This window comes from Pseudomonas sp. TE3786, assembly GCF_054057335.1.
The window spans coordinates 62,828-82,337 of sequence record NZ_JBSRZF010000003.1 but is presented as its reverse complement, the minus strand read 5'-3'; the positions used below and the strand labels follow the sequence as shown (position 1 = coordinate 82,337).

At 61.6% G+C, this 19,510-nt stretch carries 16 protein-coding genes; 11 read left to right on the top strand and 5 right to left on the bottom strand.

Features of this window, described 5'->3' with window-relative positions; translation table 11 throughout:
• The first annotated feature begins 127 nt into the window (after positions 1-127).
• From nuoG to ACVW0Y_RS04730, 9 genes are all read left to right on the top strand, one after another.
• A complete protein-coding gene (nuoG, locus tag ACVW0Y_RS04770) occupies positions 128-2,845 on the top strand; it encodes an NADH-quinone oxidoreductase subunit NuoG (RefSeq protein ID WP_457436432.1) in 2,718 nt (905 codons plus the stop codon).
• On the top strand, positions 2,842-3,849 hold the full coding sequence (nuoH, locus tag ACVW0Y_RS04765; protein WP_457436431.1) for an NADH-quinone oxidoreductase subunit NuoH: 1,008 nt from the start codon (positions 2,842-2,844) through the stop codon (positions 3,847-3,849). Before nuoG ends, nuoH begins: the two co-directional genes overlap by 4 nt.
• Positions 3,850-3,855: 6 nt before the next feature.
• A complete protein-coding gene (gene nuoI / locus ACVW0Y_RS04760) occupies positions 3,856-4,410 on the top strand; it encodes an NADH-quinone oxidoreductase subunit NuoI (RefSeq protein ID WP_218278281.1) in 555 nt (184 codons plus the stop codon).
• Positions 4,411-4,471: 61 nt separating this feature from the next.
• Positions 4,472-4,978, top strand: a complete 507-nt coding sequence (nuoJ, locus tag ACVW0Y_RS04755; RefSeq protein WP_457436430.1) for an NADH-quinone oxidoreductase subunit J — start codon at positions 4,472-4,474, stop codon at positions 4,976-4,978.
• On the top strand, positions 4,978-5,286 hold the full coding sequence (nuoK, locus tag ACVW0Y_RS04750; protein WP_108094510.1) for an NADH-quinone oxidoreductase subunit NuoK: 309 nt from the start codon (positions 4,978-4,980) through the stop codon (positions 5,284-5,286). The genes nuoJ and nuoK overlap by 1 nt, the downstream gene beginning before the upstream one ends.
• Positions 5,283-7,133: an NADH-quinone oxidoreductase subunit L gene (nuoL, locus tag ACVW0Y_RS04745; RefSeq protein ID WP_457436429.1), complete on the top strand. Its 1,851-nt coding sequence runs from the start codon at positions 5,283-5,285 to the stop codon at positions 7,131-7,133. Before nuoK ends, nuoL begins: the two co-directional genes overlap by 4 nt.
• Positions 7,134-7,148: 15 nt before the next feature.
• Positions 7,149-8,681 carry an NADH-quinone oxidoreductase subunit M gene (nuoM, locus tag ACVW0Y_RS04740; RefSeq protein ID WP_457436428.1) on the top strand — a complete coding sequence of 511 codons (1,533 nt, stop codon included), beginning with the start codon at positions 7,149-7,151 and terminating at the stop codon, positions 8,679-8,681.
• A 14-nt stretch (positions 8,682-8,695) separates the two neighbouring features.
• On the top strand, positions 8,696-10,165 hold the full coding sequence (nuoN, locus tag ACVW0Y_RS04735) for an NADH-quinone oxidoreductase subunit NuoN (RefSeq protein WP_457436427.1): 1,470 nt from the start codon (positions 8,696-8,698) through the stop codon (positions 10,163-10,165).
• Positions 10,166-10,539: 374 nt separating this feature from the next.
• Complete coding sequence (locus ACVW0Y_RS04730; RefSeq protein WP_457436426.1) at positions 10,540-11,712, top strand: O-antigen ligase family protein; 1,173 nt, start codon at positions 10,540-10,542, stop codon at positions 11,710-11,712.
• Here ACVW0Y_RS04730 and ACVW0Y_RS04725 read toward each other — a convergent pair.
• The 5 genes from ACVW0Y_RS04725 to lpdA all read right to left on the bottom strand — a co-directional run bounded on the left by ACVW0Y_RS04725 (position 11,707) and on the right by lpdA (position 17,380).
• Positions 11,707-12,573, bottom strand: coding sequence for a glycosyltransferase (locus ACVW0Y_RS04725; RefSeq protein ID WP_457436425.1), 867 nt, complete (start codon positions 12,571-12,573; stop codon positions 11,707-11,709). The two genes, ACVW0Y_RS04730 and ACVW0Y_RS04725, sit on opposite strands and share 6 nt — an antisense overlap.
• 3 nt (positions 12,574-12,576) lie before the next feature.
• Positions 12,577-13,533 (bottom strand): glycosyltransferase family protein, encoded by a 957-nt coding sequence (locus ACVW0Y_RS04720; protein ID WP_457436423.1) that lies wholly within the window; start codon positions 13,531-13,533, stop codon positions 12,577-12,579.
• Complete coding sequence (locus tag ACVW0Y_RS04715; RefSeq protein ID WP_457436421.1) at positions 13,533-14,588, bottom strand: glycosyltransferase family 2 protein; 1,056 nt, start codon at positions 14,586-14,588, stop codon at positions 13,533-13,535. Before ACVW0Y_RS04715 ends, ACVW0Y_RS04720 begins: the two co-directional genes overlap by 1 nt.
• A gap of 118 nt (positions 14,589-14,706) precedes the next feature.
• Positions 14,707-15,768 carry an AI-2E family transporter gene (locus tag ACVW0Y_RS04710; RefSeq protein ID WP_457436419.1) on the bottom strand — a complete coding sequence of 354 codons (1,062 nt, stop codon included), beginning with the start codon at positions 15,766-15,768 and terminating at the stop codon, positions 14,707-14,709.
• A gap of 211 nt (positions 15,769-15,979) precedes the next feature.
• Positions 15,980-17,380, bottom strand: coding sequence for a dihydrolipoyl dehydrogenase (gene lpdA, locus ACVW0Y_RS04705; RefSeq protein WP_457436418.1), 1,401 nt, complete (start codon positions 17,378-17,380; stop codon positions 15,980-15,982).
• Positions 17,381-17,637: 257 nt separating this feature from the next.
• On the opposite strand from lpdA, the gene ACVW0Y_RS04700 reads away from it, so the two are divergent.
• Positions 17,638-18,177, top strand: coding sequence for a PaaI family thioesterase (locus ACVW0Y_RS04700; protein WP_457436416.1), 540 nt, complete (start codon positions 17,638-17,640; stop codon positions 18,175-18,177).
• Between the two features lie 21 nt (positions 18,178-18,198).
• Positions 18,199-19,329: a thiolase family protein gene (locus ACVW0Y_RS04695; protein ID WP_457436415.1), complete on the top strand. Its 1,131-nt coding sequence runs from the start codon at positions 18,199-18,201 to the stop codon at positions 19,327-19,329.
• Positions 19,330-19,510: the final 181 nt, after the last annotated feature.

Here is a 19,510-nt window from a genome sequence, read left to right as displayed (position 1 = left end):
TACCTATGCGCTCTGGCCCCATCGAACCGTGATTCTATTAGCCAAGCCCGCCAGTTGAGCGTGGCGAAAACCGCAAACCAGCGGCTTTCCCAACCTGAACAAAACGGGCCAACGAAGAAACTTGAATATGGCCACTATCCACGTAGACGGCAAAGCGCTCGAAGTCGATGGAGCTGACAACCTGTTACAGGCCTGTCTGTCCCTCGGGCTCGACATTCCGTACTTCTGCTGGCACCCGGCGCTCGGTAGCGTCGGTGCCTGCCGCCAGTGCGCGGTGAAACAGTACACCGACGAGAACGACACCCGCGGTCGTATCGTCATGTCCTGCATGACCCCCGCCACCGACAACACCTGGATCTCCATCGACGACGCCGAATCCAAGGCGTTCCGCGCCAGCGTCGTGGAATGGCTGATGACCAACCACCCGCACGACTGCCCGGTGTGCGAGGAAGGCGGCCACTGCCACCTGCAAGACATGACCGTGATGACCGGCCACAACGAGCGCCGTTATCGCTTCACCAAGCGCACCCACCAGAACCAGGATCTCGGCCCTTTCGTTGCCCACGAAATGAACCGCTGCATCGCCTGCTACCGCTGCGTGCGCTTCTATAAAGACTACGCCGGCGGCACCGACCTCGGCGTATTCGGTGCCCACGACAACGTGTACTTCGGCCGCGTCGAAGACGGCGTGCTGGAAAGCGAATTCTCCGGCAACCTCACCGAGGTCTGCCCGACCGGTGTGTTCACCGACAAAACCCACTCCGAGCGCTACAACCGCAAGTGGGACATGCAGTTCTCGCCAAGCATCTGCCACGGCTGCTCAAGCGGCTGCAACATCAGCCCCGGTGAGCGCTACGGCGAAATCCGCCGCATCGAAAACCGCTACAACGGCTCGGTCAACCAGTACTTCCTGTGCGACCGTGGCCGCTTCGGTTATGGCTACGTCAACCGTACCGACCGCCCACGTCAGCCGCTGCTGACTGCCGGCAGCCAGAAACTGAGCGTCGACGGCGCTTTGGATACCGCTGCCGACCTGCTGCGCGGCCGCACCATCGTCGGTATCGGCTCGCCGCGAGCCAGCCTGGAAAGCAACTACGCCCTGCGCGAGCTGGTGGGTGCCGAGCACTTCTACTCGGGCATCGGGGCAGCTGAGCTGAGCAACCTGCGCCTGGTCTTGGACGTGCTGCAAAACAGCCCGCTGCCAATCCCCAACATGCGCGAAATCGAAGAACACGATGCCGTGTTCGTCCTCGGTGAAGACCTGACTCAGACCGCTGCCCGCATCGCCCTGGCCCTGCGCCAGACCGTCAAAGGCAAGGCCGAAGACATGGCCGAAGCGATGAAGATTCAGCCGTGGCTCAACGCCGCCGTGCAGAACATCGGCCAGCACGCGCTGAACCCGCTGTATATCGCCAGCCTCGACGCCACCAAGCTCGACGACGTCGCCGAAGAGTGCGTACACGCCGCGCCCGATGACCTGGCGCGTATCGGTTTCGCCGTGGCCCACGCCATCGACGCCAGCGCTCCGGCCGTTGCCGGCCTGGATGCCGACGCCCTGGAACTGGCTCAGCGCATCGCCAACAGCCTGCTGGCTGCCAAGCGTCCGCTGGTCATTGCCGGCACCTCGCTGGGCAACAAAGCCCTGATCGAAGCCGCCGCCAACATCGCCAAGGCCCTCAAGCTGCGTGAGAAGAATGGTTCCCTGAGCCTGGTGGTCAGCGAAGCCAACAGCCTCGGCCTGGCCATGCTCGGTGGCGACTCCGCCGACGCCGCGCTGCAAGCCGTGGTTGACGGTAAAGCCGACGCCATCGTGGTGCTGGAAAACGATCTGTACACCCGCGCCGACAAGGCCCTGGTAGACGCTGCCCTCAGCGCCGCCAAAGTGGTGATAGTCGCCGACCATCAGCAAACCGACACCACCGCCCGCGCCCACCTGGTGCTGCCGGCGGCCAGCTTCGCCGAAGGCGATGGCACCCTGGTCAGTCAGGAAGGCCGCGCGCAGCGCTTCTTCCAGGTGTTCGATCCGACCTACTACGACGCCAATATCCTGGTTCACGAAGGCTGGCGCTGGTTGCATGCCCTGCGCAGCACCCTGCTCGGCCAGGACGTGGATTGGACCCAGCTCGACCACGTCACCGCCGCCACCGCTGCCAGCACCCCGCTGCTGGCCGGTATCGTTGAAGCCGCACCGAGCGCCGCGTTCCGCATCAAGGGCCTGAAAATGGCTCGCGAACCGCTGCGTTACAGCGGTCGCACGTCGATGCGCGCCAATATCAGCGTGCACGAGCCGCGTACCCCGCAAGACCAAGACACCGCCTTCGCCTTCTCCATGGAAGGTTACTCGGGCTCCGCCGAACCGCGTCAGCAGGTGCCATTCGCCTGGTCGCCGGGTTGGAACTCGCCGCAAGCCTGGAACAAGTTCCAGGACGAAGTGGGCGGCCACCTGCGTGCTGGTGACCCAGGTACCCGTCTGATCGAAAGCAAAGGCGATGGCCTGAGCTGGTTTGCCACTGCACCGGGCGCGTTCAACCCGGAGCCAGGCACCTGGCAAGTTGTACCGGTGCACCACCTGTTCGGCAGCGAAGAGAACTCCTCCCGCGCCGCGCCGGTGCAAACCCGCATCCCGGAGGCTTATGTCGCCGTGGCCAAATCCGAAGCCGCCCGCCTGGGCGTCAACGAAGGCGCGCTGGTCAGCCTCAACGTCGCCGGGCAAACCCTGCGTCTGCCGCTGCGTGTCAGCGAAGAGCTGAGTGCCGGTCTGGTCGCCCTGCCGGTCGGCCTGGCAGGCATTCCCGCGGCGATTGCTGGCAAAACCGCTGATTCGCTGCAGGAGGCCGCGCAATGAGTTGGTTCACTCCTGAGGTGATCGACGTGATCATCGCCGTGCTCAAAGCCATCGTGATTCTGCTCGCCGTTGTGGTGTGCGGCGCGCTGCTGAGCTGGGTGGAACGTCGCCTGCTGGCCCTCTGGCAGGACCGTTACGGTCCGAACCGCGTCGGCCCGTTCGGTGCGTTCCAGATCGCGGCCGACATGATCAAGATGTTCTTCAAGGAAGACTGGACGCCGCCGTTCGCCGACAAGGTGATTTTCACCCTGGCACCGGTGGTGGCCATGAGCGCCTTGCTGATCGCCTTCGCCATCATCCCGATCACCCCGACCTGGGGCGTGGCAGACCTGAACATCGGCCTGCTGTTCTTCTTCGCCATGGCCGGCCTGTCGGTGTATGCGGTGCTGTTCGCCGGTTGGTCGAGCAACAACAAGTTCGCCCTGCTCGGCAGCCTGCGGGCTTCGGCGCAAACCGTGTCGTACGAAGTGTTTATGGGCCTGTCGCTGATGGGCATCGTGATCCAGGTGGGCTCGTTCAACATGCGCGACATCGTTGAATACCAGGCGCAAAACCTGTGGTTCATCATTCCGCAGTTCTTCGGCTTCTGTACCTTCTTTATCGCTGGCGTGGCCGTAACCCACCGTCACCCCTTCGACCAACCGGAAGCCGAGCAAGAGCTGGCCGACGGCTACCACATCGAATATGCCGGGATGAAATGGGGCATGTTCTTTGTCGGTGAATACATCGGCATCGTGCTGATCTCGGCCCTGCTGGTGACCCTGTTCTTCGGCGGCTGGCATGGCCCGTTCAATATCCTGCCGTCGTTGTCATTCGTCTGGTTCGCGCTCAAGACCGGCTTCTTCATCATGTTGTTCATCTTGCTGCGCGCCTCTATTCCGCGCCCACGCTATGACCAGGTGATGGATTTCAGCTGGAAGTTCTGCCTGCCGCTGACCCTGATCAATTTGCTGGTGACCGCTGCTGTGGTGTTGCTCAACACCCCGGCCGGCGTGGCTCAGTAAAGGAGAATGACCGTGTTCAAGTATCTGTTCGACATCGTGCATGGCACCTACACCCAGCTTCGCAGCCTGGTGATGGTGTTCTCCCATGCCTTCCGCCCTCGCGACACCCTGCAATACCCGGAAGAGCCGGTATACCTGCCGCCGCGCTACCGTGGCCGTATCGTGCTGACCCGCGACCCCGATGGTGAAGAGCGCTGCGTAGCCTGCAACCTGTGCGCCGTGGCCTGTCCGGTGGGTTGTATTGCTCTGCAGAAAGCCGAAACCGACGACGGTCGTTGGTACCCGGAGTTCTTCCGCATCAACTTCTCGCGCTGCATTTTCTGCGGCCTGTGCGAAGAAGCCTGCCCGACCACCGCGATCCAGCTCACCCCGGATTTCGAAATGGCTGAGCTCAAGCGTCAGGACCTGGTGTACGAGAAAGAAGACCTGCTGATTTCCGGCCCTGGCAAAAACCCGGACTACAACTTCTACCGCGTCGCCGGTATGGCGATCGCTGGCAAACCAAAGGGCGCGGCACAGAACGAAGCCGAGCCGATCAACGTCAAGGGGCTGCTGCCGTAATGCGCACTCAATTGATCCTGACCGGCCCCTGGCTGCCTGCATACGTCGTGGGAAACTGACTATGGAATTCGCTTTCTACTTCGCGTCCGGCGTGGCGGTGGTGTCCACTCTGCGAGTGGTCACCAACACCAACCCCGTGCACGCCCTGCTCTACCTGATCATTTCGTTGTTGGCCGTATCGATGACCTTTTTCAGCCTCGGCGCGCCGTTCGCCGGTGCCCTGGAAATCATCGTTTACGCTGGCGCCATCATGGTGCTGTTCGTCTTTGTGGTGATGATGCTCAACCTCGGGCCTGCGGCTGCTACTCAGGAACGCGCCTGGCTGACGCCGGGCATCTGGGTCGGCCCAGCCGTTCTCGCCCTGCTGCTGCTGGCTGAACTGCTCTACGTGCTGTTCGGCAACCCGAGCGCAGGCGTCGTAGGTCTGACCACGGTCGGCCCGAAAGCCGTCGGCATCAGCCTGTTCGGCCCTTACCTGCTGGTTGTCGAACTGGCCTCCATGCTGCTGCTGGCAGCGGTGGTCGCTGCGTTCCACCTCGGCCGTCAAGAGGCGAAGGAAATCCAATGATGAATTCGATCCCCCTGGAGCACGGCCTGGCCGTTGCGGGTGTGCTGTTCTGCCTTGGCCTGGTGGGCCTGATGGTGCGCCGCAACATCCTCTTCGTGCTGATGAGCCTGGAAATCATGATGAACGCCGCCGGTCTGGCCTTTATCGTCGCCGGCAGCCGCTGGGCGCAGCCTGACGGGCAAGTGATGTTCATTCTGGTACTGAGCCTGGCAGCCGCCGAAGCCAGTATCGGCCTGGCCGTGTTGTTGCAGCTGTATCGCCGCTTCCACACCCTCGATATCGACGCTGCCAGCGAGATGCGCGGATGAATCTCTTATTCCTGACGTTTACGTTCCCCCTGATCGGCTGGTTGCTGCTGTCTTTCTCCCGTGGCAAATGGTCGGAAAACCTCTCGGCACTGATCGGCGTCGGTTCGGTTGGCCTGTCGGCCCTGACCACCGCCTTTCTGATTTACCAATTCAACGTCAACCCGCCAGAGGGTGGCGTGTACACCCAGGTGCTGTGGCAATGGATGTCGGTAGACGGCTTCGCGCCAAGCTTCACCCTGTACCTGGACGGCCTGTCGCTGACCATGCTCGGTGTCGTCACTGGCGTGGGCTTTCTGATCCACCTGTTCGCCTCCTGGTACATGCGCGGTGAAGACGGCTACTCGCGCTTCTTCTCCTACACCAACCTGTTTATCACCAGCATGCTGTTCCTGGTGCTCGGCGATAACCTGCTGTTCCTCTACTTCGGTTGGGAAGGTGTGGGCCTGTGCAGCTACCTGCTGATCGGCTTCTACTACAGCAACCGCAACAACGGTAACGCCGCACTGAAGGCCTTTATCGTCACCCGTATCGGCGACGTGTTTATGGCCATCGGCTTGTTCATTCTGTTCCAGCACCTGGGCACCCTGAATATTCAGGAGCTGATGGTGTTGGCACCGCAGAAACTCGTAGCCGGTGATACCTGGCTGTGGTGGGCAACCCTGATGCTGCTGGGTGGTGCCGTCGGTAAATCGGCCCAGCTACCGCTGCAAACCTGGCTGGCCGATGCGATGGCCGGCCCTACCCCGGTTTCTGCGCTGATCCACGCCGCGACCATGGTGACCGCGGGCGTGTACCTGATTGCCCGTACCCATGGCCTGTTCCTGCTGACTCCGGAAATTCTGGAGCTGGTCGGTATCGTCGGTGCCGTGACCCTGGTGCTCGCCGGTTTCGCCGCCCTGGTACAGACCGACATCAAGCGCATCCTCGCCTACTCGACCATGAGCCAGATCGGCTACATGTTCCTGGCCCTGGGCGTGGGTGCCTGGGACGCGGCGATTTTCCACCTGATGACCCACGCCTTCTTCAAGGCCCTGCTGTTCCTTGCTTCCGGTGCGGTGATCGTCGCCTGCCACCACGAGCAGAACATCTTCAAGATGGGTGGTCTGTGGAAGAAACTGCCGTTGGCCTACGCCAGCTTTATCGTCGGTGGTGCCGCCCTCGCCGCCCTGCCGTTCGTGACCGCCGGTTTCTATTCCAAGGATGAAATCCTCTGGGAAGCCTTTGCCAGTGGCCATACCGGTTTGCTGTATGCCGGTCTGGTCGGTGCGTTCATGACCTCGCTATATACCTTCCGCCTGATCTTTATCGCCTTCCACGGCGAGGCAAAAACCGAAGCCCACGCCGGCCACGGCATCAGCCACTGGCTGCCGCTGGGTGTGCTGATCGTGCTGTCGACCTTTATCGGCGCGCTGATCAGCCCGCCACTGGCCGGCGTGCTGCCGGAAAGCTTCGGCCACGCAGGCGGCGAAGCCAAGCACCACCTCGAGCTGTCGTCCGGCCTGATCGCCATTGCCGGTATCGCCCTGGCCGCCGTGCTGTTCCTCGGCAAGCGCCGCTTTGCTACCGCCGTCGCCAACAGCGGCCCGGGCAAGCTGCTGTCGGCCTGGTGGTTTGCGGCATGGGGTTTTGACTGGCTCTACGACAAGATTTTTGTCCAGCCGTACCTGCTGATTACCCGTCTGCTGGGCAATGACCCAATCAACAGCACCATCGGGGTTATCCCGCGTCTGGTGCGTGTGGGCAACGGTCTGATGAGCCGTACGGAAACCGGCAAGCTGCGTTGGTACTCGGCCTCGGTGGCCGGCGGTGCCGTGCTGCTGCTCGCCCTTCTTCTGATTTTGAATTAAGGAAAACAGCCCGTCATGATTCTGCCTTGGCTAATCCTGATTCCCTTTATCGGCGGCCTGCTGTGCTGGCAGGCCGAACGGTTCGGCAACACCCTGCCGCGCTGGATCGCCCTGCTCAGCATGGTCCTGCTGTTCGGTCTGAGCCTGTGGCTGTGGACCACCGGTAACTTCAGCCTGGCCCCCGCGCCTGGTGCGGACCCGGTCTGGGCCCATGAATTCAAAGTGCAATGGATCGAGCGTTTTGGTATCCAGGTTCACCTGGCCATGGACGGTTTGTCGGTCTTGATGATCGTGCTTACCGGCTTGCTCGGTGTGCTGTCCGTGCTCTGTTCGTGGAATGAAATCCAGAACCGCGTCGGCTTCTTCCACCTCAACCTGCTGTGGATTCTCGGCGGCGTGGTGGGCGTGTTCCTGGCCATCGACCTGTTCCTGTTCTTCTTCTTCTGGGAAATGATGCTGGTGCCGATGTACTTCCTCATCGCGCTCTGGGGTCACAGCGGCAGCAAGGGCAACACCCGTATCAACGCGGCGACCAAGTTCTTCATCTACACCCAGGCCAGCGGCCTGATCATGTTGATCGCCATTCTTGGCCTGGTATTCGTCAACTACAGCACTACCGGCGTGATCAGCTTCAACTACGCCGACCTGCTGAAAACCAAGATGTCGGAAGGCACTGAGTACATTCTGATGCTGGGCTTCTTTATCGCCTTCGCGGTGAAGTTCCCGGTGGTGCCGTTCCACTCCTGGCTGCCGGACGCCCACGCCCAGGCACCGACTGCCGGTTCCGTGGACCTGGCCGGTATCCTGCTGAAAACTGCGGCTTACGGTCTGCTGCGTTTCGCCCTGCCGCTGTTCCCCCATGCCTCGGCCGAGTTCGCCCATTTCGCTATGTACCTGGGCGTGTTCGCGATCATCTACGGTGCCCTGCTGTCGTTCGCGCAGACCGACATCAAGCGCCTGATCGCCTACTCCAGCGTGTCGCACATGGGTTTTGTACTTATCGCGATCTACTCGGGCAGCCAGATCGCCCTGCAAGGTGCGGTGGTGCAGATGATTGCCCACGGTCTGTCGGCGTCGGCACTGTTTATCCTCAGCGGCCAGCTGTATGAGCGCCTGCACACCCGTGACATGCGCGAAATGGGCGGTATCTGGGGACGCCTGCCGTACCTGCCGGCCATCAGCCTGTTCTTCGCTGCTGCGGCGCTGGGTCTGCCGGGTACCGGTAACTTTGTCGGTGAGTTCCTGATTCTGATCGGTGCCTTCAAAGCCTTCCCGTGGTTCACCATTGTTGCCGCCACCGGCCTGGTGTTCGGCTCGGTGTACTCGCTGATCATGATCCACCGTGCCTACTTTGGCCCGACCAAGTCTGACGATGTACTGCGAGGCATGAATGCCCGTGAGATGTTTATGGTGCTCGGCCTGGCGGTGTTGCTGATTCTGCTCGGGGTGTACCCGCAGCCGATTCTCGACACTTCCTCGGCCACCATGCATGGCGTTCAACAGTGGCTCGGTGCCGCTCTCCCTCAACTCGCATCGGGCAGCCTGTAATGGAAAGCCGCGTTATGGAATTCACGACTCAACATCTGCTTGCCCTGCTGCCGCTGCTGGTGGTTTGCGCCACCATTGTGGTGGTGATGCTGGCCATCGCCTGGCGGCGCAACCACAGCCAGACCTTCGTGCTCTCGGGCCTCGGTCTGAACCTGGCCCTGCTGGCGCTGATCCCGGCGGTCAAAGCCACGCCGCTGGCCGTCACCAGCCTGCTGCTGGTGGACAACTTCGCCAACTTCTATATCGGCCTGATTCTGGTCGCCACCCTGGCCTGCGTAACCCTGGTGCACGCCTATATGGGTGACGACAAGGTCGGTTTCCCCGGTAACCGCGATGAGCTGTACCTGCTGATTCTGCTGGCCGCTGCCGGGGGCATGGTGCTGGTCTGCGCGCAGCACCTGGCTGGCCTGTTTATCGGTCTGGAGCTGCTGTCGGTGCCGGTCTACGGCATGGTGGCGTACGCGTTCTTCAACAAGCGCTCGCTGGAAGCCGGCATCAAGTACATGGTGCTGTCGGCTGCCGGTTCCGCCTTCCTGCTGTTCGGTATGGCGCTGTTGTACGCCGATGCAGGCACCCTGAGCTTCGCCGGTATCGGCGCCAAACTGGCCTCTACCGGTGTGCAGAGCGCCATGGCGCAACTGGGTCTGGGCATGATGCTGGTGGGCCTGGCCTTCAAACTGTCGCTGGTGCCCTTCCACCTGTGGACGCCAGACGTATACGAAGGTGCTCCAGCCCCGGTAGCCGCTTTCCTGGCTACCGCCAGTAAAGTGGCCGTATTCGTGGTGATGGTGCGCCTGTTCCTGCTCTCCCCGGCCGCCAACGAAGGGCTGCTGACCACCGTGCTGTCGGTGATCGCCGTGGCCTCGATTCTGGTGGGCAACCTGCTGGCCCTGCTGCAGAACAACCTCAAGCGTCTGCTGGGTTACTCCTCCATCGCCCACTTCGGCTACCTGCTGATTGCGGTGATCGCCGGTAAGGGTCTGGCGGTGGAAGCGGTGGGCGTGTACCTGGCCACCTACGTGCTGACCAGCCTGGGCGCCTTCGGGGTGATCACCCTGATGTCCACGCCTTACAGCGGTCGTGATGCCGACGCGCTGTACGAATACCGCGGCCTGTTCTGGCGCCGTCCGTACCTGACCGCCGTGCTCACCGTGATGATGCTGTCGCTGGCCGGCATTCCGCTGACCTCCGGCTTTATCGGCAAGTTCTACGTGATCATGGTCGGCGTGCAATCGCAGCAATGGTGGCTGCTGGCAGCCATGGTGCTGGGTAGCGCAATTGGCGTGTTCTACTACCTGCGCGTGATGGTCACCCTGTTCCTGGTTGAACCGAACCTGCATCGCCACGATGCACCGTTCAACTGGGGCCAACGCACCGGCGGGCTGATGCTGGTGGCGGTCGCGCTGTTGGCGTTCTTCCTCGGCGTGTATCCGCAGCCGCTGCTGGAGCTGGTGCAACACTCCACCATGGCCTTGCTTCACTAAGGTTATAGGTCAGCTAAAAAGCCCCGCAGATGCGGGGCTTTTTGTTGGCTGATAGCTTCGTTTTTCCACGGTCGTCCCAGCGCAGGCTGGGACCCAGAATGCTGCGACGGGCTCGGTATTGAGGGCCGGTTCGAGAATCTGGGTCCCAGCCTGCGCTGGGACGACGTGTTAACGCTTGATGGTCTTGCGGACGGCGATGCCATTGAGGGCGTTGCGTAACAAAAAGCCCCGGCAGATGCCGGTTTTTTATGCCTGGCGGGTCGGAAAGCCGGTATTCCCGGTTTAATTTCCTAAGAAATTTCCAGGCTTCTTTCAGGTGTCCTTTTTCGGCGCAGGCCAGTAATTTTGCCGCCCCCAGCCTGTGCAGAATGCTTATGACCACGCCCGCTCGCCTTGCCGATTTTCTCCTTAGCTACTGTCTGCCTGTCGGCTGGCTTGCCCTGCTCAGTGGCCTGTTCTGGATCGGCGAGCGCAGCCACTATCACCAGCTCTATTACGCCTGCCTGGCAGCGCCCACCCTGTTACTGGTGCTACTGCAACCGAAGTACCTGGCGCTGCTGTCGAAGATCCGCGTACTGCAACTGTTGTTGGTGTTCTCCGCTTATATGCTGCTATCGGCAAGCTGGTCTGGCAGCGACGAATCCTGGCTGAGCATGGCCAAGCGGCCGCTGTATATCGGGCTGCTAGTGGCCGCCGCCGTGCTGATGGCCCGACAGCAGCCTCAGCGTCTGGCGCAGATGACCGCCTACAGCGCCTGGGCTGCGGTGCTCTGTGCGCTGGTATCGATTGCCTACTACGGCTATCGCGGCGAGGCCGGCCGTTTGCCCGGCTATGGAGCCCTCTACAACCCATTGCTCAGCGCCCATGTGTTTGGTTTTTTCTGCGTCTATTGGCTGGTTCGCTGGCACCAGCAGCCGTCCCTCTGGGGCTGGCAACCACTGGTGGCCTTGGCACCGCTGTGGCTGTTATTGCTGCTGACGGGGTCGCGCACCCCATTGCTGGCGATCGCCGCAGCGCTGCTGTGGTTGGCGTTGCTGCAGTGGCGTCAGCGTTTATGGCTGCTGATCGGCGCGGCGCTGAGCCTGATTCTGCTGTGGCAAATGCTGCAGCCGGAGCAGGGCCTGCTTGATCGCGGGTTGTCCTACCGCCCGGCGATCTGGCTGGAAGTGCTGCGGCAAGTGGAAGGCCATCTGTGGTTCGGCCTGGGGCTGGGGCACCCTCAGGTGTTTGCCGTGGCCGGCCTGGAACAGGCCCTGGCAGACACCCATAACATAGAGCTGGGCGTGTTGTTTGAAGGCGGCCTGATCGGCCTGGCCTTATGGCTGGCAATCTATGCCTATGCCCTCGGTTATGCCTGGTGCCACCGGCAGCGCAACGAAGTGCTGATGGCGTCAGCCCTGGTGGTATTCGGTTTGGTGGCGGGCCTTACCGAAGGCAGCGCGTTTTTCTCGCGGCCCAAAGAGCACTGGTTTTTACTTTGGATTCCACTGGCGCTGCTGGCGGCAACCCAGCCACACGCCAGCTCCCGCGCAACCTCCGACCTATAACGGCAACAACAGACGCGCCAGGCCACGCAGCGTTTTGCTGTTCCACTCGCGCATCGGCAAATCCGCCAGCAGTTGCCAGGCCAGGGGTTTGTCGTGGCGGGCGGCTTTGAGAAACATCGAATTGCGAAAGCGCTGACACACCCTGGCATACGCCGGGTGGTCACTGAACTGCGCGTAGGTACGCAGGACGTTATCGAGCATAAACGGGTAGTTTTTATAGGTGTTGCCTGGGTGGACGCGATACAGCGCCAGCACCTCGGGCAGCACATCGATGCAGTAGCCGGCGCGGGTGATGCGCAGCTCGATCAGCAAGTCTTCCAGACGAATCTGCGGGTCGAAACCACCGACCTGCTCCAGCGCTTCACGGCGAAACATCAAGGTCGCGGCGGGCGCACCGGGCTGGCGATGGAGGAACACGTCATCGAAATCGAGACGGCGCCAGGGCAGCGGGCGAATCGGCCCCTGTAACTGCCCATGGGCGTCGATATGACGGATGTTGCCGGCGCAGATGCCCACCTCCGGCTTGCCTTGCAAATACGCCACCTGGCGCGCAATGCGCTGGGGCAGCATGACGTCGTCGGAGCCGAACGGCACGATAAGGCTGCCCTTGGACCGCGCAACCGCAGCATTCAGGGTGCGGGAAAGGCCCTGATTGGCCTGAGTACGAAAGTCGAAACCGTGGATCTGCTGCTGGCGTGTGATGCGCGCGACGCTGTCGTCGCTGGAGCCATCGTCCACCACCAATAGCTCAATGGCAGGATAGGTCTGGGCCAACACACTGGCGATGCTCGCCTCGATATAGGGGCCATGGTTATAGGAGGCAATGATCACGCTGACCAGCGGCTGGGTTTGCACGTCCATCCCTCAGGCCCCACTCAGACGCGACCACCACAGGCGCCAACGCGCCGGGGTGGCGTCCGGCAAGGCGGGTTCCTGCAACACCTGGCTCAATTTGGCGGCCAGATGCTCATAGCTCAGGTGCTGCTGCACAAAGACACGCCCACTTTCGCTCAGGCGTTGGACCAGCTCCGGCTTGTGGCGCAGGTGTGCGAGGTGGTCGCGCAGCTCATCAAGGGAGCTGTAGAGCAGCAGGTGTTTACCCTCCTCCAGGCCGATAGCCGCCTCCTCGCGTGCCTGCCGCCAGGCCAGAACCACGCAACCGCAAGCCATGGCCTCGAAGCTCTTGGCCATGTATTCATCCAGGCCGATGTCGGCACTGACAAACACCTGAATGCGATTGAGCATCTGCCGATACGCATCCCCAGGCTCGGTGCGAATCACCTGCAGCGGCTCGCAATCGGCCAGCGCCTGCAGCAGCGCTTTGCGCCGGGCGTAAGTGGCACTGGCGGTACGGCCGATAAAGGCCAGTTCGATGTCCCGCGGTGTGGCTTCGACAAACAGCTGCGCCGGGTCAAAGCCTTTGGCCAGGAAGCTTGCCGCCACACCGTCAGCCCGCAGGCGCTCCGCCAACATCGCACCGGTCACCACCACACGAGCTTGCGCAAGGCGCCGGTAAAAGCGCAGGAACTGCCCACTATGGCGCGCACCCGGCAAATAATTCTGGTAGGCATCTTCCTCGTAAATCACCAGCCCTTTTACCCCGGCAAGAAAACCGCTTTGCTGGCGAATGGCGCGAAATGGCAGGTCGAGCAACACACGATCAAACTGCGTCCACAGCACATCGGCCAAGGTTCTCTTCAGGCAGCGCTGCTGGGGGTTGCTCAGCAGACGCACCTCAAGTTGCAGGTGGCGCTCCAGGTAGCGGTACATCGAACTCAGATCCGGCAAACGCCCACTGGCGGTAAGCACCAGGACCCGCATCAGCGCCATCCAAGGCTTAACCGCAGCAACTTGCTCAAGTAGCTCGGACGTAACGCCTGCAGCGCGCTCAGCTGCAAGGCCCGCCGGTAGTAGGCGAAGGCGGCCGAGTGATCACCGCAGTGGCTGGCAGAACGAAACAACGACAGATAGCGCTGTGCCGCATAGCGCTGGCGCAAGCACTGACAACTCTCGGGCAGGTGGGCGAACACCTCGCGCAGCATGCTTTGTGCGACCGCCTCTTCATTCTCGCGGCTGTGGCGCAAGCTGTCGGCATGCTTGTGTACGCGGGCCAGCGGTTGTGGGGTGGTTGCCACCGCGCCATTCACCAGTAAATAGGCGAATACCGGTATGTCCTCGCCGCTGCGCAGGGTATGGGGATAGGGACGCTGCAACAGCAGATCGCGGCGAAACAGCGAGCGGCTATGGGAAATGGAGATGGATTTATCCAGCAGAAAGCGTCGGCAACGCTGCACGGCAGTACCCTGCACCGGGGTCGGCAGGCGCAGGCGTTGATTGCCATTGGCGCTGACCGACAGCTGCGCCCCCAGCACCATGGCCACTCGCGGGTTGGCGGCGAGCACCTGGCGCAGCACGGCGAAGGCCTTCGGCAGCAATTCGTCATCGGCATCCAACAGCAACACATAGCGGCCCTGGGCTGCGGCGATACCGCGATTGCGGGCACTGGCGGCGCCTTCGTTGGGTTGGTGGATAACCTGCAAACGATCGGCGTAGCGTTGGAGGTAGCCCTGCAAAACCTCGACGGTGCTGTCCTGGGAGCCGTCGTTGACCACCAGCAACTCGATATCGTCGGCCCACTGCGCGAGTACCGAATCCAGAGCGCGGGGCAATAGCTGGGCATAGTTATAGGTGGGAATGACCACGCTGATCAGCGGTTGCCGAGGCAGTAATGGCGGGTGGTCGAGGGTGTTGGTGGGTCGCTGGCTGCCGCGGTTGAAGGGCAGCGAATCAAGGGGGATACGCTGAAATGGCGTGCGTAGTGCGGTGCCAGAAACGGCGGTGGCACCAGGCAGCAGTTTGTTGAGAAGTAATGGCATGGCGACCCCCTACCGTCGAAGAAGGTCGCAAGCTTGCGCGGTGAGCCTGCGGCTTTAATGCAGGATCAAGGGTCTAGTTATGTAGGTGATTTCCCTAATAAATCCTCCGCCGTATGCGTCACGGCAGCCGGACCGTCTGCTGCGCACTGGTAAAAATGCTCCAGCAGGACAGAAACAACGCGGCTATCAACGGACCGATCACAAAGCCATTGAGGCCAAAGATGGTCAGGCCGCCGAGGGTCGAAAGCAGAATCATATAGTCCGGCATCTGCGTGTCGCGCCCCACCAGGATCGGCCGCAGCACATTGTCGACCATACCGATCACCAGCACGCCGAACACCGTCAAAGCCACGCCCTGCCAGATCGCCCCGCTAGCCAGAAAATACACCGCCACCGGCACCCAGACGATGCCGCCACCCACCGCCGGCAGCAGCGACAAAAACGCCATCAGCACCGCCCACAACAGCGGGCTGGTGATGCCCAGAAACCAGAACGCCAGACCGCCCAACGCGCCCTGGGTCACGGCGACCAATACGTTGCCTTTGACCGTGGCACGCACCACACGGGTAAATCGCAGCTGCAGACGGCGCTTCTGCCCGTCGTTCAATGGAATGGCCAGACGAATCCGCCGCACCAGCTCCTGGCCGTCGCGCAGAAAGAAGAACAGCAGGTACAGCATGATGCCGAAGCTGATCAGAAACTCGAAGGTGTTCTGCCCCAGGGTGAAAGCCTGGCTGGCCACGGCCTGGCTGCCCTGCATGGCACCTGTGATTGCCTTGTCTTTGATGCCAGTGAAACTGCCCATGCCAAAGCGGTCCATCTGCGCCTGCACATAGGTGGGCAGATGGCGTTTGACCTCGAACATATAGGCACCGATATCCACCTCACCGCTTTCGATCCGCTTGTACAGCTCGCCGGCTTCCTGAATCAGCAAGGCGGTGGTGAATACCACCGGCAAAATGGCGATACACAGGCAGATCAGCAGCGTGGTCAGCGCCGTCAGATTGCGCGAGCTATTGTGCCGCCGGGCCAGCCAGCGTTGCAGTGGGCTGAACAACACCGCCAGAACAATCGCCCAGAACACCGCGCCGTAATACGGCAGCAGAATCCAGCCGAACGCCAGGGTGACCAGCACCAACAACGCGAGGAACAGTTTGTTTTCGAAATCTGGCTTGACCATGGCTACTCGCGGGTTAAAGGGCTGATGAGCCTTTAGTCCGCGAGCGCAGCGGCAAGTGCAGGTTTTATCGGCGCGCTGGGCCGACGGGGAAAGCTGAACAACCTCCCGTTACCCCAGCCTAGGCTGGGGTAACGGGAGTTGAATGTGGCGAGAAGAGTCTGGGTCCCAGCCTGCGCTGGGACGACGGTGATGGCAGACAGGTCTTCTCCCGTTACGCCTGCATCGCCCAGCCATCCACGTTCATCGCCGCCTGACGCAGTGCTTCCGAGCGGGTCGGATGAGGATGACAGGTCAGCGCTATATCTTCGGCCGAGGCAGCGAACTCCATGGCCACGCAGTACTCGCCAATCAGTTCGCTGACGCTCGGACCGATCAGGTGCACACCCAGGATTTCGTCGGTTCGCTCATCGGCCAGAACCTTCACAAAGCCTTCGCTTTCGTGATTGATCTTCGCCCGACTATTGCCGGCAAACGGGAACTTGCCGACCTTGTAGGCGCGCCCCTCGGCCTTGAGTTGCTCCTCGGTCTTACCCACGGTGGCCACTTCCGGCTTGGTGTAGATCACGCTGGGAATCAGCGCGTAATTGACCTCACCGGCCTTGCCGACAATCTGCTCGATGCAGGCAATCGCCTCATCCTCGGCTTTATGCGCGAGCATCGGCCCGGAGGTGACATCGCCGATGATCCACACGCCCGGCACGCCAGAACGGTGCTTGTGGTTTTCCAACATGCCGCGCTTGTCCGCAGTGATGCCGACGCTCTCCAGGCCCAGGCCTTCGGTAAAGGGGCGGCGGCCGATAGCCACTAGCACATAGTCAGCCTTGAGGGTTTCCTTGTCGCCACCTGCGGCCGGCTCGATCTCCAGGGTCACGCCCTTGGCTGTGGCTTTGGCGCTGCTGACTTTGCTGCCGAGCTTGAAGTTGAAGCCTTGCTTGGCCAGGGAGCGCTGGAAGGTTTTGCCGGTTTCCAGATCCAATCCGGGGCAGATGCGGTCGAGGTACTCCACCACCGTCACTTCGCTGCCCAGACGCCGCAACACCGAGCCCAGCTCCAGGCCGATCACACCTGCACCGACCACCACCAGATGCTTGGGCACTTCCGGCAACGACAGCGCGCCAGTGGAATCGAGGATACGTTTGTTATCGATGGTCACGCCCGGCAAGGGCGTTGGCTCTGAGCCGGTGGCGATGACGATGTCCTTGGCGGTCAGCACCTGTTCGCTGCCATCGGCGGCCTTCACCACCACCCGCCCCGGCCCGTCGATGCGGCCCCAGCCCTTGATCCATTCGGCCTTGTTTTTACGGAAGAGAAACTCGATGCCCTTGGTCAGGGTGGTCACGCTTTCATCTTTCTGTTTCATCATCTGCGCCAGGTTCAAGGTCGGCTTGACCTCGATTCCCAGCTTGGCGAACTCAGGACCTACTGCCGCTTCATAGAGTTCCGATGCATGCAGCAGCGCTTTCGAGGGCATGCAGCCAACATTCAGGCAGGTGCCACCCAATGTCTCACGGCCTTCCACGCACGCCACCTTCAAGCCCAACTGCCCGGCACGAATGGCCGCGTTATAGCCGCCGGGGCCGCCACCGATAATCACCACGTCGTAATTGCTCATGCTGTGTTCCCCCTGAGAAAAAGTCTTAGCAGTAAAGACTGAAATCGGCGCATTGGTGACATCGACAAAAGCATCGCGGCTAAAGCCGCTCCTACGGGTAGTGCGAACTGGAGGAGCGGCTTTAGCCGCGATGCCATGGCACTTATGCCATCAAGCTTGGCGCTTATATTACAACCTTCATATTGTTTGTATGTCGAGTGTAATTTAGTCTGTAAGCGTTATTTCAGAGCGTTCGATTGTTTTCTATGAGGTGCCCGATGAGTAGCCAAACCCGCGACGAGAAAATCCAGGCCTGGCTGGCAGATGCCCAGGAAATGCGTGCCCGGATGGCCGCCCCCGGCACCCTGTCGCTCAAGGAAGTGGCGAGCATGAGCCCACAGGAATTCTTCGATGGCATCGGTGGCGGCCAACTGCCCGCGCCGCCGATCAATGGGCCGATGCATATGACGCCCATCCAGTGGACGCCTGGGCACTTTATCTTTCAGGGCTCGCCTCAGGACATGCACTACAACCCGCTTGGAACCGTGCACGGCGGCTATATCGCCACCCTGCTCGACTCGGCGCTGGGCTGCACCATCCACACCATGCTCAGCAAGGGTCAGGGCTACACCACCACCGACCTGCGCATCAGCTATATCCGCGCCCTGACCACCGCGGTGGGTCCGGTTCGCGCCGAAGGGCGGATCATCCATGTCGGGCGTTCCACGGCGCTGGCTGAGGGTCGTTTGTACGACGTGGACGACAAGCTTTACGCCACCGCCTCCACAACTTGCCTGATCATGAACATGCACGGCTAAGCCGCGTCCAGGAGACCCACCATGCACAACATCGTTATCGCCGGCTATGCCCGCTCGCCGTTCCATTTCGCCCGCAAAGGCGGCCTGATCAACGTGCGCCCTGACGACCTCGCCGCCCAGGTGGTGAAGGAGCTGGTCGGCCGCCTGGACATCAATCCACGGCAAATCGAAGACCTGATCATGGGCTGCGCTTACCCAGAAGCCGAGCAAGGCATGAATATCGCGCGCATCACCAGTTTTCTCGCCGGCCTGCCCGATACCCTGGGCGGCGCTACGGTCAACCGTTTCTGTGGTTCTTCCATGACCGGCGTGCACTTCGCGGCCGGGCAGATTCTGCTCGGCGCTGGCGAGGCGTTTATTTGTGCCGGTGTGGAGTCGATGACCCGGGTGCCCATGGGCGGTTTCAATATCTCGCCCAACCCCAAGCTGCTGGAAAGTTTCCCCCAGGCCTATATGTCCATGGGCCAGACCGCCGAGAACGTGGCCAACCTGTACGGCATCAGCCGCGAGGAACAAGAACTGATGGCAGTGGACTCCCACGCCAAAGCCGCCAAGGCGCGCGAGCTGGGTTACTTCAAGGATGAGATCGTGCCGATCATCACTCCCGAAGGCCTGGTCAGCGAAGACGGCTGCATTCGTCCTGGCACCAACGCCGAAGCGCTCTCCACGCTGAAACCGGCGTTTGGCGGCAGCGTGACCGCGGGCACCGCCTCGCCGCTCACCGACGGCGCGGCGGCGGTGTTCGTCTGCACCGAAGCCTTTGCCAAGCGTTGCAATCTCGCTGTGCTGGCGCGGGTCCGGGCTGTAGCCGTGGCCGGTTGCCCGCCGGAGATCATGGGCATGGGGCCGCTGCATGCCACCCACAAACTGCTGGCGCGCGAAGGCCTGAGTATCCACGACATCGATCTGGTGGAAATCAACGAGGCATTCTCCAGCCAATCCATCGCCTGCGTGCGGGAACTGGGCCTGGATATGGCCAAGGTCAATATCGACGGCGGCGCGCTGGCCATGGGGCACCCACTGGGCGCAACCGGCGCGCGGATCACCGGCAAGGCGGCGTCCTTGCTCAAACGCACCGGCGGGCGGTTTGCCATTGCTACGCAGTGCATTGCCGGTGGGCAAGGGGTGGCGACGTTGCTGGAAGCGGTCTGAGCGCCGGCCGAATTATGTCCAGGAACAAGGGCTTTTGTGGCAGGGGCTTCAGCCGCGATGCCCTTGATCTTGAAAAATCAAAAGCATCGCGGCTTAAGCCCCTCCTACAGGAATCTCGACTCAATTCAGACACCAATTCACCCGCCACTAAACCCTTCCCATGGGTTTAGAATGACGGCCA

Coding starts and splice junctions, on each gene's coding strand:
- nuoG (WP_457436432.1), top strand. CDS start 128: ATGGCCACTATCCACGTAGACGGCAAAGCGCTCGAAGTCGATGGAGCT.
- nuoH (WP_457436431.1), top strand. CDS start 2,842: ATGAGTTGGTTCACTCCTGAGGTGATCGACGTGATCATCGCCGTGCTC.
- nuoI (WP_218278281.1), top strand. CDS start 3,856: ATGACCGTGTTCAAGTATCTGTTCGACATCGTGCATGGCACCTACACC.
- nuoJ (WP_457436430.1), top strand. CDS start 4,472: ATGGAATTCGCTTTCTACTTCGCGTCCGGCGTGGCGGTGGTGTCCACT.
- nuoK (WP_108094510.1), top strand. CDS start 4,978: ATGAATTCGATCCCCCTGGAGCACGGCCTGGCCGTTGCGGGTGTGCTG.
- nuoL (WP_457436429.1), top strand. CDS start 5,283: ATGAATCTCTTATTCCTGACGTTTACGTTCCCCCTGATCGGCTGGTTG.
- nuoM (WP_457436428.1), top strand. CDS start 7,149: ATGATTCTGCCTTGGCTAATCCTGATTCCCTTTATCGGCGGCCTGCTG.
- nuoN (WP_457436427.1), top strand. CDS start 8,696: ATGGAATTCACGACTCAACATCTGCTTGCCCTGCTGCCGCTGCTGGTG.
- ACVW0Y_RS04730 (WP_457436426.1), top strand. CDS start 10,540: ATGACCACGCCCGCTCGCCTTGCCGATTTTCTCCTTAGCTACTGTCTG.
- ACVW0Y_RS04725 (WP_457436425.1), bottom strand. CDS start 12,573: ATGGACGTGCAAACCCAGCCGCTGGTCAGCGTGATCATTGCCTCCTAT.
- ACVW0Y_RS04720 (WP_457436423.1), bottom strand. CDS start 13,533: ATGCGGGTCCTGGTGCTTACCGCCAGTGGGCGTTTGCCGGATCTGAGT.
- ACVW0Y_RS04715 (WP_457436421.1), bottom strand. CDS start 14,588: ATGCCATTACTTCTCAACAAACTGCTGCCTGGTGCCACCGCCGTTTCT.
- ACVW0Y_RS04710 (WP_457436419.1), bottom strand. CDS start 15,768: ATGGTCAAGCCAGATTTCGAAAACAAACTGTTCCTCGCGTTGTTGGTG.
- lpdA (WP_457436418.1), bottom strand. CDS start 17,380: ATGAGCAATTACGACGTGGTGATTATCGGTGGCGGCCCCGGCGGCTAT.
- ACVW0Y_RS04700 (WP_457436416.1), top strand. CDS start 17,638: ATGAGTAGCCAAACCCGCGACGAGAAAATCCAGGCCTGGCTGGCAGAT.
- ACVW0Y_RS04695 (WP_457436415.1), top strand. CDS start 18,199: ATGCACAACATCGTTATCGCCGGCTATGCCCGCTCGCCGTTCCATTTC.